Annotated in this window: 17 protein-coding genes; 8 read left to right on the forward strand and 9 right to left on the reverse strand. The window is 49.7% G+C overall.

Features of this window, described 5'->3' with window-relative positions:
- Positions 1-7: 7 nt before the first annotated feature.
- Together solA and ACN0YN_RS07750 are read right to left on the reverse strand one after the other, a co-directional pair.
- Positions 8-1,141: an N-methyl-L-tryptophan oxidase gene (solA, locus tag ACN0YN_RS07745; protein WP_417384431.1), complete on the reverse strand. Its 1,134-nt coding sequence runs from the start codon at positions 1,139-1,141 to the stop codon at positions 8-10.
- A 452-nt stretch (positions 1,142-1,593) separates the two neighbouring features.
- Complete coding sequence (locus ACN0YN_RS07750; protein ID WP_417384432.1) at positions 1,594-1,869, reverse strand: carbon storage regulator; 276 nt, start codon at positions 1,867-1,869, stop codon at positions 1,594-1,596.
- Between the two features lie 472 nt (positions 1,870-2,341).
- Between ACN0YN_RS07750 and rpmB the strand changes: the two genes are divergently transcribed.
- The 4 genes from rpmB (at position 2,342) to gatB (ending at position 6,044) form a co-directional block, all read left to right on the forward strand.
- Positions 2,342-2,602, forward strand: a complete 261-nt coding sequence (gene rpmB, locus ACN0YN_RS07755; RefSeq protein ID WP_002645854.1) for a 50S ribosomal protein L28 — start codon at positions 2,342-2,344, stop codon at positions 2,600-2,602.
- A 30-nt stretch (positions 2,603-2,632) separates the two neighbouring features.
- The gene (gene gatC / locus ACN0YN_RS07760) at positions 2,633-2,923 is read left to right on the forward strand and encodes an Asp-tRNA(Asn)/Glu-tRNA(Gln) amidotransferase subunit GatC (RefSeq protein ID WP_417384433.1); all 291 of its coding nucleotides are present in this window, start codon (positions 2,633-2,635) and stop codon (positions 2,921-2,923) included.
- Positions 2,924-3,024: 101 nt separating this feature from the next.
- Positions 3,025-4,482, forward strand: coding sequence for an Asp-tRNA(Asn)/Glu-tRNA(Gln) amidotransferase subunit GatA (gene gatA / locus ACN0YN_RS07765; protein WP_417384434.1), 1,458 nt, complete (start codon positions 3,025-3,027; stop codon positions 4,480-4,482).
- A gap of 77 nt (positions 4,483-4,559) precedes the next feature.
- The gene (gatB, locus tag ACN0YN_RS07770) at positions 4,560-6,044 is read left to right on the forward strand and encodes an Asp-tRNA(Asn)/Glu-tRNA(Gln) amidotransferase subunit GatB (RefSeq protein WP_417384435.1); all 1,485 of its coding nucleotides are present in this window, start codon (positions 4,560-4,562) and stop codon (positions 6,042-6,044) included.
- A gap of 92 nt (positions 6,045-6,136) precedes the next feature.
- Here the strand turns inward: gatB and ACN0YN_RS07775 are convergent, their stop codons facing one another.
- From ACN0YN_RS07775 to ACN0YN_RS07800, 6 genes are all read right to left on the reverse strand, one after another.
- Entirely contained in the window at positions 6,137-6,529 is a 393-nt protein-coding gene (locus ACN0YN_RS07775; RefSeq protein WP_278444427.1) for a metal-sulfur cluster assembly factor, read from the reverse strand.
- Between the two features lie 180 nt (positions 6,530-6,709).
- Positions 6,710-7,018: a Rieske (2Fe-2S) protein gene (locus tag ACN0YN_RS07780; protein ID WP_417384436.1), complete on the reverse strand. Its 309-nt coding sequence runs from the start codon at positions 7,016-7,018 to the stop codon at positions 6,710-6,712.
- Between the two features lie 38 nt (positions 7,019-7,056).
- Positions 7,057-8,394 carry a Fe-S cluster assembly protein SufD gene (gene sufD / locus ACN0YN_RS07785; RefSeq protein WP_417384437.1) on the reverse strand — a complete coding sequence of 446 codons (1,338 nt, stop codon included), beginning with the start codon at positions 8,392-8,394 and terminating at the stop codon, positions 7,057-7,059.
- A gap of 117 nt (positions 8,395-8,511) precedes the next feature.
- Positions 8,512-9,936: a Fe-S cluster assembly protein SufB gene (gene sufB / locus ACN0YN_RS07790; protein WP_417384438.1), complete on the reverse strand. Its 1,425-nt coding sequence runs from the start codon at positions 9,934-9,936 to the stop codon at positions 8,512-8,514.
- A gap of 113 nt (positions 9,937-10,049) precedes the next feature.
- Entirely contained in the window at positions 10,050-10,847 is a 798-nt protein-coding gene (sufC, locus tag ACN0YN_RS07795) for a Fe-S cluster assembly ATPase SufC (protein WP_417384439.1), read from the reverse strand.
- 69 nt (positions 10,848-10,916) lie between these two features.
- Entirely contained in the window at positions 10,917-11,540 is a 624-nt protein-coding gene (locus tag ACN0YN_RS07800; protein WP_417384440.1) for a helix-turn-helix transcriptional regulator, read from the reverse strand.
- Between the two features lie 455 nt (positions 11,541-11,995).
- On the opposite strand from ACN0YN_RS07800, the gene ACN0YN_RS07805 reads away from it, so the two are divergent.
- Together ACN0YN_RS07805 and ACN0YN_RS07810 are read left to right on the forward strand one after the other, a co-directional pair.
- Positions 11,996-13,729 (forward strand): alanine/glycine:cation symporter family protein, encoded by a 1,734-nt coding sequence (locus tag ACN0YN_RS07805; protein WP_417384441.1) that lies wholly within the window; start codon positions 11,996-11,998, stop codon positions 13,727-13,729.
- Between the two features lie 113 nt (positions 13,730-13,842).
- The gene (locus ACN0YN_RS07810) at positions 13,843-14,280 is read left to right on the forward strand and encodes a universal stress protein (RefSeq protein WP_417384442.1); all 438 of its coding nucleotides are present in this window, start codon (positions 13,843-13,845) and stop codon (positions 14,278-14,280) included.
- 8 nt (positions 14,281-14,288) lie between these two features.
- Here the strand turns inward: ACN0YN_RS07810 and ACN0YN_RS07815 are convergent, their stop codons facing one another.
- A complete protein-coding gene (locus tag ACN0YN_RS07815) occupies positions 14,289-15,110 on the reverse strand; it encodes a 3-keto-disaccharide hydrolase (protein ID WP_417384443.1) in 822 nt (273 codons plus the stop codon).
- 443 nt (positions 15,111-15,553) lie between these two features.
- Between ACN0YN_RS07815 and ACN0YN_RS07820 the strand changes: the two genes are divergently transcribed.
- Positions 15,554-16,609 (forward strand): DUF3500 domain-containing protein, encoded by a 1,056-nt coding sequence (locus ACN0YN_RS07820; RefSeq protein WP_417384444.1) that lies wholly within the window; start codon positions 15,554-15,556, stop codon positions 16,607-16,609.
- Positions 16,610-17,251: 642 nt separating this feature from the next.
- A complete protein-coding gene (locus ACN0YN_RS07825; RefSeq protein ID WP_417384445.1) occupies positions 17,252-18,139 on the forward strand; it encodes a sugar phosphate isomerase/epimerase family protein in 888 nt (295 codons plus the stop codon).
- Positions 18,140-18,289: the final 150 nt, after the last annotated feature.

Here is an 18,289-nt window from a genome sequence, read left to right on the forward strand (position 1 = left end):
ATGTCCTTCATTCGCTGAATCTTTCAGCCGACAGGAATTCGATCGGTAATGAAGTTGCGCCCGTCGTAGCCAGATCAGCCAGAATCTCTCCCATCACAGACGCAAATTTGAATCCGTGCCCTGAGAATCCGGCTCCATAAACCACCCGCTGATTCGCAGGATGCCGATCAACAATAAAATGCCCATCGGGAGTCCGTGTATACATACAGACGGCGTGCCTCATGGGCCGTGGATCCAGTGCCGGCATTACGGCTTCCACAAAACGGGAAACGCGAGGCACATCACTCTCATGCAGCGACCGATCTACATGAGAAGGGTCATCCACCGTTTCCCCTCCGGTATGCTCCGCCAGTTTGAGAGTCGCTCCATCCAGTGAAGGAAAGCCGTAGAACTCTCCCTCTGGCATGTCAAAAAAGAAACTCCCCCGCCCTGCATCCAGATTGTAAACCGGCTCACGAACCGGATTCCACAACAACACCTTCCGTACAACTTCCAGTGGCAACTGTAATTCGCTCAGGCAGCCGCTGCTCCAGGCCCCCGTTGTCACGATTAATGAATCAGCGGTAATCGACTGCTGATCTGTCGTGACTTCGATGGACCGGTCGCTGATTTTCACTTCCAGAATCTGCTCATTCAGACAGACGGATGCCCCTTGTGCCTGCGCACTCTCCAGATAAGTCTGCACGCATTTTTCTACATACAGAAAGCCGGCCTCCGGTTCATGCGTCACTTCAAAACCGTCTGGTATATGAAATCCGGGGAATCGCTCGACGGCATCTGTGGGAGAGACGTTTTCCACTTCAACGTCATAAAGTTCCTCTGCCAGGTGCACACCTCGGATCACAGCCCCATCAGCGGGTCCTGCCACCATCAGCCCACACTGGTTGAACAGTGTTTTACCTGAGGTCTGTTCCAGGTCGTGCCACAATTCATAAGCACGCTGCAGCAGGGGAATATAATTCGGATGCTCGAAGTAGGCCTTGCGAATGATACGCGTTTCACCGTGAGAACTGCCCCGGTCATGTGCCGCGCCAAACTGTTCTATTCCCAGAACATTCAAACCGCGTTTTGAAAGATGATAGAGTGCACTGCTCCCCATCCCTCCCAGTCCCAGTACCAGATAATCAACATGATGTGTCATGATTGCGCGGCGATCTGTCTCAAGAGTCAGTTTTTCAACAGACAGTGATTATCGTTTGCCAGAACGGTAAACGTCAATCTTGTTTCTTAAGACGCTCCGTCTCAGCGCATAAAATTACCGGGTGTTCATGAAATGACAGTCAACCTACCCCACATACACACTGACTATCAAATTGGAACACCCGGTAATTAATCACTTCACAGAAAACCATCATAGTTTGATCATTTTCTGCTCTTAAAGATCTGTCACAACATCACGCGGCTTGCCACTTCACGGAACAACCCAACAAGCCGGAGCTGTTGCAGCAGAATCTGTTAACGTCGTACTCTTTCCTCACCGCACCTCACACACGTACTCAGCAACTGACGGCCAGCCCGCTTTTCAATCCGGTCGATTAAAAAATCCCCCCCTGGGCTACTCTGCCGTCAGCAGCAGTTTTTTTTCAGTTCGATTTAACAGACCAGGCGAGCTGCTTCGACAACCGATAAAGTGCCCCGGCTGCTTGCTTCAGGCAGACCCTCGCCGTCCTGATCCTTTCCCAGCCCTTTGATCACCGGTTGCTTTTCCATGCCCTCTTCTTCCTCGAACAACTCAGCCCGAACGACTCGAAGATCATCCGGTGCATCAATGCCGATTTTGATTGAACCTTTCCCCGTCCGAATGACTTTCACAAGAATGTCATCGCCAATTCGGATCCCCTCAGCTAACTTCCGTGTCAAAACCAGCATCGTTGTCACTCCTTTTATCTATAATAAATCGCTTTTCAGATTTGATCTTTTGGTTTACCTCGTTGCAATTTGACCTGTCCACAGGTGATTGCCTTGTCTGAATTCTGGTATTTGCGATTTGCGTGCCAATGAACAACCTCACAAAAAACCTGTCTCGCAAGGCATTTGACAGAAAGGATTTAAGGAGATTTATTTTTTCAGCCCCGTATTTCAGGACGGGACCTTTTTTTCAAAAACTGTCCCCAATAGTACAATTTGCAATCTTCTGAAATCAGATTGAGAACACATTTTTCAAGTTTTCCCGCTACAGCAATCGATAAGTCAGTGGCTTCGGTTGCATTCTCAGGCGGGGAAAATATACTATTGGGTTCCTCAGCTGGCCGAATCTGTTAATCTGCGGTCGCTTTACGTCAATTGAAATCAGCAAATGCTGACTTTTTCAAAACCCACTAGATAGTTAAAGAGTATACAAATGGGTCAGAAGTGTGATGCCTGTGGCAAGACTCCTGTAGTTGGTAATCGAGTTCGTCAGCGTGGTAAGTACAAATACCTCGGCGGTAACGGACGTCAGACAACCGGCGTTTCCAAGCGCGTCTTCCGCCCCAACCTGCAGAAAATCCGGGTTCAGGACGGCGGCAGTGTGGTAACCCAGCGCGTCTGCACACAGTGCATTCGCTCCGGTAAAATCACCAAAGCTGTTGCTAAAAAACCATTTACGCTACCTGCCAGCTAATTCAGACACCTGCTCTCGAGTAAATCGACCATGAGCACCCAACTCACTCAGGATGAAGTTCTGAAAGTCGCTTCACTCTCCAGGCTGAAACTTTCCGAAACGGAAATCACAGCCTTGGGAGAACAGATGGGGTCCGTACTGAAATACATCGCCATGCTGGATGAGCTGGATACGACAGACATCGAACCGATGGCACATGCGATTGAGATTTCGAATGTCTTTCGAGACGATCAGCTTCAGGAAAGTCTCCCCCGGGAACAGGCGCTGTCCAATGCACCTCAGACAGACGGGAAATACTTCCTCGTTCCAGCCATTCTGTAATTGACCGGCGTCTTTACCCTTGAGCACATAAAAGCAATAATCCAAGGCCCGGCTTGCTGACAAGTCGGGCCTTTAAAACTTATATGGAGACTCGACAGTCCATGTCTATCACTTCAGCCACCGCCAGTGAACTGCTGGCGAAAATGAATGCCGGGGAAGTCAGCAGCGAAGAAATCACTGCTGCCTGCCTGGAAGAAATTGCCCGTCGAGACAACAGTATCAATGCCTTTCTCTCCCTGCAGGAAGAAACGGCACTGGAAACCGCCCGTGAAGTCGACCGGAAACGAAAAGCGGGCGAACCGCTGGGAAAACTGGCTGGCATCCCGGTTGCTCTCAAAGATAACATCTGCGCCAAGGGTGCCACCACCACCTGCGCCAGTAAGATGCTGGAAGCGTTTACTCCTCCTTACGACGCTCACATTGTCGAACAGCTTAGAGCAGCAGATGCAGTCCTGATCGGTAAAACTAATCTCGATGAATTCGCCATGGGATCATCGACCGAAAATTCGGCCTTCAAAACGACTGCGAACCCGTGGAATACTAAGTGCGCCGCCGGGGGATCCAGTGGAGGCTCTGCAGCTGCTGTCGCTGCGGGATTTGCTCCGCTTTCACTGGGCAGCGATACCGGTGGATCGATTCGGCAACCAGCCAGCTTTTGCGGCGTCGTCGGCCTGAAACCAACCTACGGACGCGTTTCTCGGTATGGGCTCGTGGCCTTTGCCAGTTCGCTCGATCAGATTGGTCCGTTCGCCAGAGATGTCACAGACGCTGCCCTGCTGCTGGAAACCATTGCCGGCAAAGATCAGCGCGACACCACCAGCCTGGAAGCAGACGTCCCATCCTACACAAAGAACCTGGAACAGCCTCTGGAAAACCTCAAGGTCGGTTATATCGAACACCTGCACGCAGAAGGTCTGCATGAAGATGTGAAAGCGGCAACGCAACAGGCACTCGATGTTTACAAATCCCTGGGCGCAGAACTGATTCCCGTGGAACTCCCGCACGCCAAATACTGTGTCGCCACTTATTACATTATCGCTCCGTCTGAAGCATCCAGTAACCTGGCCCGCTACGATGGCGTGCATTACGGTTATCGCGCAAAACAGTTCGACAACATGATTGACATGTACGCCGCCAGTCGTGGTGAAGCGTTCGGCGATGAAGTCAAACGCCGTATCATGCTGGGGACCTATGCTCTCTCTTCCGGTTATTATGACGCGTACTATCTGAAAGCACTCAAAGTCAGACGACTGATTCGCAACGACTTCGAACAGGCATTTCAGAAGGTGGACATCATCGCCTCCCCCGTCACCCCGACGCCGGCGTTTGAGATCGGCGAACTGGTGGACGACCCACTGGCAATGTACCTGGCAGACATTTTTACGACCAGCGCAAACCTGTCTGGCATCCCCGGTGTCTCAGTCCCGGCAGGCATGAGCCAGAATAAACTCCCGATCGGCCTGCAACTGCTGGCACCACCGCTGGAAGAGGAACGGCTACTGCGAGCCGCCCGGATGTTTGAACGGGAAACAGACTGGCATCGGCAGCGTCCTGAATAGCTGAAACGAAGCCACGACTGACAACATAAGATTGAAACCAGATACTTTTAATACTGAATAAAGGGTAGCGTGACAGAATGGACTATACGGTCATCATCGGTCTTGAAGTCCACGTGCAGTTGCAGACCAGAACCAAGCTTTTCTGTGGCTGTTCGACCAGATTCAATCCGGACCATCCCAACACACAGACCTGCCCGGTCTGCCTGGGACTGCCTGGCGCACTTCCGGTTTTAAACCGGGAAGCCTTTCATCTGGGCATGAAAACCGGACTGGCAATCAACTGCGAAATCCCCTCGTTCACCAAGTGGGACCGCAAGCAGTACTACTACCCGGATCTGCCGAAAGCATATCAGATCAGCCAGTACGATCTGCCAATGAGCCAGAATGGCTGGCTGGAAATTGAAATTGATCCGGAAACCCGCGAAACCAAAAAAGTGGGAATCATCCGGGCTCACCTGGAAGAAGACGCCGGCAAAAACAGCCACGATGAATCCGGACGGGGACACGACAGTAAAGTCGATCTCAACCGCTGTGGCACTCCACTGGTTGAAATCGTTTCCGAGCCGGACCTGCGTTCGGCTCAGGAAGCCCGCAAGTATCTGGAAGAACTGAAACTGCTGCTGACCTACATTGATGTTTCCGACTGCAACATGCAGGAAGGCAGCCTGCGCTGTGACGCCAACGTCAACCTGCATATTCACCAGGAGAACGGTGAAACCATTCCGACTCCGATTGTGGAAATCAAAAACCTCAACAGCTTCCGCGGTGTTGAACAAGCGATTGAATTTGAAGTCAAACGCCAGTGGGAAGCCTGGCAGGAAACGAAACTGAGCCTGCATGATGTTCCTAAAGAAACACGCGGCTGGGATGCCGACCGGGGTATCACACTGGAACAAAGGGGCAAAGAAGAAGCGGCCGACTATCGCTATTTCCCGGACCCCGATCTGGCACCAGTGACTGTCACCGATGCAGAGCGGGAAAAAGTCAGCAGTGAACTCTGCGAACGACCGGCGCTCCGCAGAAATCGTCTGGAAAGTGAATACGAACTCTCCGCGTATGATGCAGCGGTCATCATCGACCAGGGACTGGCATTTGCAGATTACTTTGAACAAGTCGCCAAAGGTTGCCAGAACGGGAAACAGGCAGCCAACTGGGTCACCCAGGATGTCCTGCGCGAGTTGAAAGAGAGGGGGCTTGAAATCTCTGCCTTCACCATCAAGCCTGATGTACTGGCTGCTTTGCTTGAGAAAGTAGAACACAGTGAAATCACCACCAAAAGCGCCCGCACGGTTTTCCAGGAACTGATCAATTCGGAAGAATCGGAGCTCAACGCTGCTTCAGTCCAGTCCATTATTGAGGATAAAGGACTGGCCATGGTTTCCGATACGGGGGCCCTGGAAGCAGCAGTTCAAGCCGTCGTCGCGAAGAACGAAAAAGCGGTCGCGGATTTCCAGAGCGGTAAACAGGCAGCTGTGGGGGCGTTGATCGGACAGGTCATGCGAGAGGTGAAAGGGGCTGACCCCAAAGTTGTGCGGGAACTTTTAATCGAAAAGATGAGTTAAAGTAATCCCGGGAATATGAATCCAATTCACAACAAAAGACTGGCAACAGCAGGAACAGGAGGCGCTTCCTGTTTTACTTTGATCCAGTTGGTTTAAAAAATCCCGAGTTCATCACGCGCGTCATCGGTCATCAATTCAGGTGACCAGGGGGGCGACATTGTCAGCTGAATGCTGGCTTCATCGACATCATCCAGACGTTCCAATGCCATCTTCGCCTGAGTGATGATTTGCGGACCGGCCGGACAGGCTGGACTGGTTAATGTCATCGAAACATTGACCTTGGCCTGATTTTCATCTGATCGCTTTACATCGTACACAAGTCCCAGGTCTACAATGTTGATATTCAATTCGGGATCGATGACCTGCTTCAGCGCATCAACCAGAGACTCATCGCCTCCGACTCCCCGGAAGGCAGAAAACACAGGTAACTGTTCTTCAGCCCCGTCCTGATTGTCTTCAGGTTTCTTGTTGACTTCGTCTGACATTATCCTTTTCCCTTAAAAGTGAGCTGCACCTAAACATCTATTTAATTCAACAACGATACTTAGTTAATAGCCATACTGATATGCAACGGCACCAGCACTGATAAATATGATTATTAGAAAACGACCTTAAGCATCGTTTGATTCGTATTAAATCGGGCAATTTTTTTGAATTTTGCCAATTTAATGACGAACGTATATCTTCTGATCCCTGACTTCCACTTCAAAAGTTTGAATTGGCTTGGTGGCAGGCATACAGAGCGCTTTTCCGGTTTTGAGATCAAAACGCGCTCCGTGGCGGGGACAGATTATGGCTCCCCCTTCAATACATCCTTTGGTCAACGGTTGCCCATCATGGGTGCACACATCTTCAATCGCCAGAAACTGGTCTTGAACACGTATCAAGAGAGCAGGTGTATCTCCAAGGAACACCTCCAGCCGATCTGCGTCGCCAAAATCATTGATTGATGCAATTTCTTCGAAGTCAGGCATATTCTGTGTACTGTTAATTGTCTGTGATCAGCGGAATGTTACCGACCAAATCCTAATTTTTTGATAATTGCCTGATTCAGAGTTTCTCTGACGACCTCTACCGGGATCCGGTCAAACACGGTCTGGAAGAACCCTTCCACAATCATATGCATTGCTTCATATTCCGACATGCCTCGTGACATGCAATAGAAAATCTGCTCTTCGTCCACGCGACCAGCGGTTGCCCCGTGGGTACAGCGTACATCGTCAGCTTCGATTTCCAGCCCGGGAATGGCATCACCGCGACAGGTGGGAGAAAGCATCAGGGAGTCATTTCTCTGGTAGCCATTCGTCTGCTGACCTTCCGGTTCAACCCGGATCATTCCCCGCCAGATCGCCCGTGAATGATCGCGAAGGACCTGTTTATACAGCAGATCAGAACGCGTTTCCGGAGCATTATGCGCCTGTTTCGTATAGAACGAATGGATCTGCTGATCAGTTGAGAACGTCACACCATTGACTTCCGCCTCTGCACCACGTCCGTCGAGTACGACGTCCTGATGAATATGAGCCAGCTTGGCACCGATTCCGCCAACCGTCCATTGCAGGAACCCGTTATTCTCAACACGTCCCGCCTGATGAGCAATGTGCCAGACTTTGTGATTCCAGTTTTGCAGCTGGACATATCGCAGCCGGGCCTCTTTAGCCAGGATCAACTCAACGGCTCCTGAGTGCAGACCCAGATTTTCTTCCGTCGTTGAGGCGGTCTCTTCCAGCAGGGTGGCTGAAGCCCCCTCTTCCAGAATGACCAGTGTGTGACTGAAGTCGGCAGCCTTTTCTGCCTGCAGCGTAATCAGACTATGCAACGGTGCCTCTACAACAACATTACGAGGAACATATAAGAAAGTCCCTCCTGTCCAGAATGCAGCATGCCAGGCAGAGAACCGATCAGTATTACTGTCGACCGCCTTCGTCATGAAATACTTCTGAACCAGATCACTGTGTTCCCGGACAACAGTTGCCAGATCTCCGAAAACGACGCCTTTGGCAGCCAGTTCCTGAGAAAGCTCGCTGGAGATCAGCTGCCCGTCCACATGTGTGACATGCCCGGCAAACTCAGCCTGCTCTTTCAACAATGTTGACGCCTGCTGCGTTTCCGCAGACTCGGAAGCGGCGCTCAACTGAAAACGATCAGGTCTGAGTGCCCGTAAATCAACACGACGGTACTCTTCCGGATCGAGTTCCGTTTCCAGAAGTTCCGAATAACGCTTGAAGGCCTGACGACGCGATTCTGTTACCCAGGCGGGTTCATCGCGGGTTGCCAGAAATGCTTCGAAAGCGGCTTCACTAAATCCAGCCGGAATGTCAGCAGAAGTATTAACGGATGAAGTACTCATACTATTGTCTGTTATGCTTTCAGTAACGATTCAGTAGAACTTCAAACCTCTTCAGTGAGTTGAAGTCTGCTTTTTCAATTTTTGAATGAGAATGTTTTTGAATATGAACTCGCAGAATTAACCAATCGAGCCTTCCATCTGAAGTTCGATGAGACGATTCATTTCGACGGCATATTCCATCGGCAGCTCTTTGACCAGCGGTTCGATGAACCCGGTCACGATCATGGATGATGCTTCTGCTTCAGTCAGCCCGCGACTCATCAGATAGAACAGCTGCTCTTCACCGATTTTAGAAACGCTGGCTTCGTGTTCGATGGCTACATCGTTGTCTTCAATTTCGATATAGGGATACGTATCGCTGCGGCTTTCCGGATCCAGAAGCAACGCATCACAGACCACATTCGATTTACAGCCATCCGCATTGGGATCGACTTTAACCAGTCCACGATAACTGGAACGCCCGCCATCTTTGGAAATGCTCTTGGAGATAATCCGGCTGGAAGTATTCGGAGCACAGTGCACCATCTTGGCACCGGCATCCTGATGCTGTCCCTTACCCGCAAAGGCGATCGACAGGGTTTCGCCCCGCGCCCCTTCACCCATCAGAAAGATGGCAGGATACTTCATGGTCAACTTGGAACCCAGGTTACCGTCGACCCACTCCATCAGTGAATCTTCATAGGCATGTGCCCGTTTGGTGACCAGGTTATAAACATTATTCGACCAGTTCTGAATCGTCGTGTAGCGGAACCGCCCGCCTCTCTTGACGATGATTTCAACAACGGCTGAGTGCAGACTGTTTGAGCTATATGTCGGGGCGGTACAGCCTTCGACGTAATGGCAGGAAGCACCTTCGTCAACGATGACCAGGGTTCGTTCAAACTGGCCCATATTTTCCGAGTTAATACGGAAGTATGCCTGCAGCGGAAATTCAATATGAACTCCGGGGGGCACATACACAAATGAACCGCCGGACCAGACGGCCGAGTTCAAGGCAGCATACTTGTTATCGTCAGGAGGAATAATCGTGCCGAAGTATTCCCGGAACAGTTCCGGATGATCTCGCAGTGCCGAGTCGGTATCGGTAAACAGAACGCCCTGCTTGGCCAGATCTTCCTGCAGACTGCCGTAGACCACTTCAGATTCGTACTGTGCTTTCACACCAGACAGGAATTTTTTCTCTGCCTCGGGAATTCCCAGACGGTCGTATGTTTTGCGGATATCGTCGGGCACATCATCCCAGCTGCGCCCCTGCCCTTCAGAGGCACGGACAAAGTAATGAATGTCCTGGTAATTAATCTCGTTCAGATTGCCGCCCCATTGTGGAGTTGGTTTCTGTTCGAAGATCTCCAGAGACTTCAAGCGGAAATCCCGCATCCAGGCCGGCTCATTTTTCATTTCTGAAATCTGCGCGACCACGGCGGCGTTCAGGCCTTTCTGACCGGTAAACACGTACTTGTCTGTGGGATCATGAAATCCATATTGATATTCTCCAATATCAACATTTTCATTTTCCGAATCGGTATCCAACCTGGTAGACATTTCAAATTCTCCCACTCTTTATTAAAACCATTCCACAAGGAAGTGGTATTACTGCTTGATCGATCGTAACTCTTAACGAAACTGACTGCCGTACTCTCACAGAGTCCCGCAGATCAGACTGCTTCGACAACTTCTTCTGCTGCCACTTCCGGATGACGCTCACGCACACTGGAATAACCGTGCTCGTGAAGTTCGGCAGCCAGACTGGCATCACCCGTTTCGACAATACGGCCGGCCAGCATCACGTGTGTAAACTGCGGCTGATTGAATTCCAGCAACCGTTCGTGGTGAGTGATGATCAGGACACCCATCTCAGGTCCTGACAAACGACTCAGTCCTTCACTGACGACTTTAACGGCGTCACTGTCCAGACCACTGTCTGTTTCATCCAGTACCGCAAACTTAGGCTTGAGCATCGCCAGTTGCAGAATTTCCATCCGCTTCTTTTCACCGCCGGAAAAACCATCATTCAGATAACGACGGGCCATTTCCAGATCCATGCCCAGCTCACTCATCTGATCCCGCAGTTCCTTACGAAACTCACGCATCGGAATCAGCTTTTCACCTTCCTTACGATCAGGGTTGCGAACGTTGGACATCGCATGTCGCAGGAAGTCAGCAACTTTGACCCCTGGAATCACAACGGGATACTGAAATGCCAGAAATAATCCCAGGCGGGCTCGTTCATTCGGATCGAGTTCTGAAATGTCGGTGCCATCGATTTCAATTTTACCTTTGGTGATTTCATAACTCGGGTGACCGGCCATCGCATAAGCCAGCGTACTTTTTCCTGAACCATTAGGGCCCATCAGAGCATGAACTTCGCCCTGTTTAATTTCCAGATTGACTCCTTTCAAAATCGGAGTACCAGAAACAGATACATGTAAATCAGAAATTTTCAACAAACTCATTTTCGTATTTCACCCTGTCATCCGGAGTTCTGAACGCATTCAGAAACATCAAATAAATTAAAATCGGACTTAACTGATATGTGCTTCAAACTCACAGCAATGATGCCCGTCCAGACAACACTCTGAGAGTTTCATTTTTGTACCTAAGACTCGCTCGAAAACCCGTTGCTCCAACTCACAAATCGAAGCATCTTCGCTGGCGATGTCGTGATAAGGGCAATTATGTTCGCGTAAAATCGGGAGAGGTCCGGTATGATCCAGTTCGACCACAAACCCACGCTCTTCCAATGCCTGCTTTAACTGCTCCATGCGTCCCTGGAGTGAGGGGGCATCCACGTTTCTTCCATATTGTTGTACCAGAGCGGTCTGGATTCGCGCCGCCAGTCGGCAGCGTAACTCTTCGTCATCGATTCCCTTCAACTCTTCCCAGAGAATATTCGCCAGTTCGGCATAGTTATCCCCCAGCAACCGCATCCCCAGACTCGTCACTGAATAAGTATAGTGAGGACGGCCTCGCCCTTCTTTCACCTGAGTTCGCTCAATCAGTTCCAGCCCCTGCAAACGGACCAGACGCTGGCGAACTGCGGTCGCGGTTACGCCTTCCTGTTCGCAGATCTCGTGTATCGTTGCTGACTTAAGGCGATTAAGCCCCAATAGAAAACTACGATCATTTTCATCAATCGAAACACGCATAAATCGATTTCTACTTGCAATGAAAAAAGGAACCGATGGCCTGAAAAGAGAGTGATTGGAGAGAGCCAGAATCACCACATACTCAATTCTCTTTATACCAGCATCCTAGGCAGATCGGTTATTTTTGACAACCAATATTGTCAAAAATCAATAATTGAGATTGAGTTTCAAAAGTCGGGAACTTTTTGAGGCTTTTTTAAGATACGTCTTGGAACGTAAACCTTTATTTGATAGTCTCATACAACGATTAAGAGAACGGCGAGACCAGGAGCGCTCACGGGAGGTTCTACGATTATCCCCAAACCTGCCCTGAAAACCAACCCAAGCCAATTACAAAATTAAGGAAAAGCGGTAACAGACCGTGTGTTTTTTCGCTTGAGACACTGTAAACGATCTTAAATTCAGTTCGACCTGAATCTACGACAACTGTTAACTGCAAATGGGAACAGACTCTTATGAAATCCGACCGGCCCTCAAACTCGAAACTGATTCGCTCCGGCATGGCGGCACTCCTGTTTTTTTCAATGCTCCTCACAGCGGCATCTCCTCTCCAGGCGTTTCAGGACTCCCCTGCACCTGCAGCAGGCACCGAAGCTGCTACTGAAACAACACCTGAAAAAAGCGAGCCTGCCGTAAAAGAGGAAGCCAAAACAGGAATCTCCTTCATTGAAGCAAAGATCGATTCCGCTTTTGGAACGTTTAACTCCTACCTGCAAAAAGTCATCTTCTTCAAAGTTCCGCTCACCAAAGATCAACTGAATCAGCTCACCTCGGGTGTCGAGGAAAAGGATCGCAATGGAGCACCACTGGCCGTGCTCTGGCTGGTCATCGGAGCGACTTACTTCACCTTCCGGATGAACTTCATCAATCTGCGCGCCTTTAAACATTCGATCCTGCTGATTATGGGAAAATACGACGACCCTGACGATGAAGGGGAAGTCACCCACTTTCAGGCTTTGACAGCCGCCCTGTCCGCAACCGTTGGTCTGGGAAATATTGCCGGGGTCGCAATTGCGATCGCCACCGGAGGCCCGGGAGCCATGTTCTGGATGATGCTGGCCGGATTGCTGGGTATGACATCCAAGTTTGCCGAATGTACTCTCTCACAGATTTACCGCCGCATTAACCCGGACGGTCGCGTGATGGGGGGCCCCATGTGTTACCTTTCCGTCGGCTTACAGGAACAGTATCCCGATAATTCTTTTATGAAGGTGCTGGGTAAGACACTCGCCGTTTTCTTCGCGATATTATGTATCGGCGGCTCACTGGCTGGTGGCAACTCGTTTCAGGTCAAACAATCACTGGGTGCTGTCGCTGAGACGTTCCCGATACTGAAAGAATACAACTGGGCCTACGGTGTATTGATGGCATTTTTCGTGGGGATCGTCATTATCGGCGGGATTCGCAGCATCGCCCGTACGACAGAAAAGATTGTCCCCCTGATGTGCGGGATCTACATTCTGGCATGTCTGGCAATTATCGTGATGCAGATTCAGCAAATCCCCGCCTGTTTCAAGGCAATCTGGGATGGGGCATTCAGCGACCATGCGATGTATGGCGGTTTCCTGGGAGTACTGGTAGTGGGATTCAAACGGGCCGCTTTCTCGAACGAAGCGGGCGTCGGTTCAGCAGCCATCGCTCACTCCGCTGCAAAAACAAAATATCCGGTTCGAGAGGGGATTGTCGCATCACTGGGTCCGTTTGTCGACACCATCATGATCTGCACGATGACTGCCCTCGTGATGATTATCACAGGTGCTTACAATGACCCTCAATATGCGGATCTGATTAAGTCTGACAATGGAGCCGCTTTGACTTCCGAGGCTATGAATTCACAGATCCCCTACTTCAATTATGTGTTGTCAGTTTCGGTGATCCTGTTTGCCTACTCCACGATGATCTCCTGGTCCTATTACGGCGAACGCTGCTGGGCATTTCTGTTTGGCGACAGCGCTAAAATTTCACTCGCCTATCGGATTCTGTTTCTGGTGTTTGTCGTACTCGGATCGGTTGTCTCGGCGACAAATGTCCTGGACTTTGGAGACCTCATGATTCTGGGAATGGCGTTTCCCAATATTCTGGGAGTCCTGCTGTTGTCCAATCGCGTCAAACGGGAACTGGACAAATACTGGAGTCGTTATAAATCAGGAGAGTTTGACAACGCCGCCTCTTCCGCCGAAAGTAATTAACGACAGGAATTCGCGCACCGTTCAAGATTACTGCTGTTTATTACGGCACAGATAACATAAAATAAAGACAGCTGTTGTTCTTCAACATCATCCATTAAGGAAAGCACTGGGTTATGAGTTACTTCACCGGAAAAAACATCCTGGTTCCCGTCGATTTTTCTGAAAGCTCACTGGAAGCCATCAAGAAGGCCATACAGATTTCAGAAGACGCAGCAACTGTAACCGTAGTACATGTGATGGTACCTCTCGATCTCGTTTCACCGGGTGTTCTCTTTGGTGGGCTGACCGATGAAAAACGGACCGAGCATGTGAACAAGCTGGCCAAAGAAGAATTTGCCAAACACCAGATTGAAGGTGTGACCTTTGACACCCTGGTAGGCGACCCCGGTATTAAAATTGCGGATTACGCAAAAGACCATTCCACCGATCTGATCGTGATCCCTTCTCACGGATATACGGGCATCACCAGACTGGCGCTGGGCTCTGTCGCGGAACGGGTTCTCAGACATGCTCCCTGCCCGACTCTGGTACTCAGGCAACCTAAAACATAATCCACAGCTCAGGGCTGATCGGGCTTCTGTTGCGCAACCGGTTCTTTGGGCTGTGAAGCCGGTTCGGGAGCGAGTACTTCCACGACCAGTTTGCGGAAATGAATTTCAGAGCCTTCGCTCTGCAATGCAATGGTTCCTTTACTTGGATCGCAGCCGGTGACTTCACCCAGCTTGACTCCATTGATCATCACCGAAATATTTCCCGATCGGCAAGTCAGCACACATTGATGCCATTTCCCAACCGGTAAATCCAGCGGCATGGTTGGAGAAAGTTTATTGGCAGATTTGGCACCGCTTCCCGGCGTAGGAAAAACATAACCGGCTTCGGGGCGATGCAACTGAACCTGAAATGCTTTCGGCCAGACCTTATCGGGCTCCGCTGTGAACAGTAAGATCCCGCTGTTGGCATTAGGATCGTTGGGATACATCCACTCCAGACTGAACTGAAAATTTTCGTATATCTTTTGAGTACGAATATATCCATAAGGTTTTCCGGAACAGACCAGGACACTGGGTTGATCTTTTCCACCGCTGATCACCTTCCAGGTTACATTCCGATTAGCCTCTTTCTCTTCTTCGCTGACATACTTCCAGTGATCCCAGAAATTACCCCCATTCAACAGTTTTTCCGGCCCTGGTAACTGGGGTGCTGTTTTCTCAGCGGGCTTGGGTTCAGGCGTTTTCTCTGCTGCGGGAGCGGCAGGAGGTTTCTTCTCATCCGCACCAGATTTCGCTGGCGGTGCAGCCTCTTGCGCATGAGCGGACAAATTGCAGAACGACAGACCGGCAATGCTTACGATCACGAACAGCAAAGCAAATTGTTTTCTCATTATAAGTCGATTTGAGTGGACAGCGGACTGCCTCTCTTCTACCCAAAGTCGATGAAGAATGTATAACACGCTGTAATTGCCCGACTTGACTGTTAAAAGAACATGTTTCTGGAAATGTAGATAAGAGAACCAGCCATTCTAAACCCATACTCATCAACATTCAATTATGCCCATCGTTTCAGGTGCCAGATTTCACAAATGGATCTACCCGAACACTGAACGCAACACCACACCAACAGCCTAACACCGGGCTCAGCCTGTTACCAGCAAGAAATTGAGACATTTCCATACCAGAGGGTAGTTCAGCCTGGACCAATCTCACAATCGCTACCGGGAGCGTGAAATGTTAAATTTATTTGACGTCCAAGTTGCAGCGCTGATAGACTGTTTTGATTACGGAACGTTACCATCTCCCTCAAATCCAAAAAAAGACTGGTGCTCCTATGCAATTTGATCCACGCTCTTCCTCGCCTGCGTTTACACCTGACTCGCTCTCAATCACTCGTCGTCACTTTGTCAGAACCATGGGTGCGGCGATCGCGGGAACCCCCTTCCTTGGAGTCGAAGGATTGCTGGCAGGACAGACCGGAGAGGCAGCCAAAACATCAGCACCAGAACCACTCGTAAAACAGTTATTTGAGAGCCTGACACCGGCACAGAAATCAAAGGTCTGCTTTGACTGGGATCATAAAGACAAAAATGGCCTGCTGCGTCAACATGTCCGCGCTAACTGGAATATCACAGAGCCCATCGTTAACAGCGACTTCTTCACCAAAGATCAGCAGGAAAAAATTGAAGCCATTTTCTTTGGTCACTTTGACCCCAGCTGGCATAAAAAAATCCGTAAACAGTTAATGGACGACCAGGGCGGTTATGGGGAAGACCAGTCGATTGCCATCTTCGGTACTCCTGGCACCGATCAGTTTCAGTTTGTGATGACCGGACGACACACGACTGTCCGCAGTGATGGAGACAGTGCAGAACATCTGGCATTCGGGGGACCGATTTTCTACGGACATGCTGCAGAAGAATTTAATGAAACTGCAGGACACCCGGGTAATGTCTTCTGGGAACAGGCCGTGAAAGCCAATCATGTTTACAAAATTCTGGATGGCAACCAGCGCAAAGCTGCTTTGATTCCCAAGGCACCGCCGGAATCGAAAATTCAGTTCAAAAAATCTCCTGATCAGATCACTGGTTTACGGATTGCAGATATGACCAAAGATCAGAAACAGGAAATGCAGTCTGTTCTGAACCTGCTCATCGAACCGTTTCGCGCTTCTGATCAGAAAGAAGTCAAAAAATGTATCGAAGCACAAGGCGGACTCGATCAATGCCGTATCTCATTCTATCAGTCAGGCGACATCGGCAATGATGGCGTCTGGGATAACTGGAGACTGGAAGGTCCTGCCTTCGTCTGGCACTACCGCGGTGCTCCCCATGTCCACGTCTGGGTTAATATTTCAGACGATCCTCACACGCAGATCAGCGCTACCTGAACTGCGCATCGCAGAGCAAGCCGCCGCACGCTCAACTGATGGAAGAGTTGCTGTCCACTTTCGGCACCATTGCGCCTGCATCATTGATTTTCATATCGAAAAATCGCTTTGGAAATTCCGTTTCGGTCATACAGAATTGCAGGCCTCTATAAGCCTGACAGGAAATTCGTGTCCAACAGAAATGCAAGAAAAACGATGCGCTTCATTGGTCGTTTTTCTTTGACGCTTTCTCTGATGAAACGGCAAACGTTTTCAGATTTTATTGACACATCATTTAATGATTGATGCACCTGCATGAGGTTTCACTACCTGTTTATTTTTTGAAACAGCAAAACGCAGAATCAAAAAACATTGTTTTTATTGAACTCATTAAAACGTTGTTCGATGTCGGTTGACTTTCTGAGTGGATAAGCAATATTGGTTCTTAGTCAAAATCGTTTTTCCTTTTTTACTATGGAAAAATTTTTGCGATTACTTATGATACTCTGCAAGACATGACATTGGTCAAATCAAATCGTTGACCCTGCCTGTCAGACACTCCTGGATTATCATTCACTATGTAAACTTTTTGTTATTTCCAGTCAGTCACTTCAGACTGACTGTTAATATACCTGATCTTCTCTCCAGACTGCAGGTGGCCGAGTGACTAAAGAGCTTCTCTCACAGCGTAAAGTCAATTCGTTCTCAACTTCTTCATCAACCCCCGAACCTGATCAACCCACACCAGCCCTTTCATTGATGGATCGAATTTCGATTCATCAGATTACAACTTACCACTGGACTCTGGAAGAAAGTCTGCGCGGCCTCGTTTCCAGCGGCATTCCTGCCGTTGGTCTCTGGAACCGAAAAATTCTTGATCTCGAACCAACGCAGTCTGCAGAACTGGTCATCGATTCGGGGCTCAAAGTTTCAAGCGTTTCCCTGGCAGGAGGTTTTACAGGTTACAACGATTACCCTTTTGACGAAGCCATTACCGACGCCATCCAACTGATTGAATTCGGGGGACAGGTCAATGCAGCGGCAATCCAGGTCGCCAGCGGACCCCGTGCCGGGCATACCGTGAACCATGCGAGGGAACTGACAATCGATGCTCTCAAGCGGCTTGCTGATGTCGCTGCCGCCAACGGTACGCGACTGGCGCTCAAAACCATGCATAACCCGCTGGCACGAAACTGGACTTTTCTAAATACAATCGAATCGACACTGAAACTGATTGACGACTGCCAGCATTCCGCAGTGGGAATTGCAATCGACACCTCGCACATCTGTCTCGATCAGTCTGCTCGAAATCTGATCGCTGACATGATTTCGTTGATTGCCTCTGTGCAAATTTCCGAAATCGATTCTGGCGATTCCCTCCCGGAACTGTTACCAAACTTTGATGTGATAGAAGCCATCAATGAAGCCGGTTACCAGGGATTCTATGACCTGGAAGTCTGGTGTGAACAGTTCTGGCAAACTGATTATTCAGAAATGCTCACCAGCCTGCGTCTCGCCTGCCAGTCGGAAAGCCCTTCGCAGTTCAGTTAAGAACTCTGCGAGAGAGCGATACCGATTTATCGTGTGCCTGTTAAAAACCCAGGCCTGTGATTGATAAACGGATCATACTTTGGTTACGATGGTGACCACTACTGATGCGCAGCTCAAAAAACAGATCCTGTTAAAACGTCCAGCCTGTTT

This window comes from Gimesia sp. (assembly GCF_048260065.1).
In the GTDB taxonomy this organism is placed as follows: Bacteria; Planctomycetota; Planctomycetia; order Planctomycetales; family Planctomycetaceae; genus Gimesia.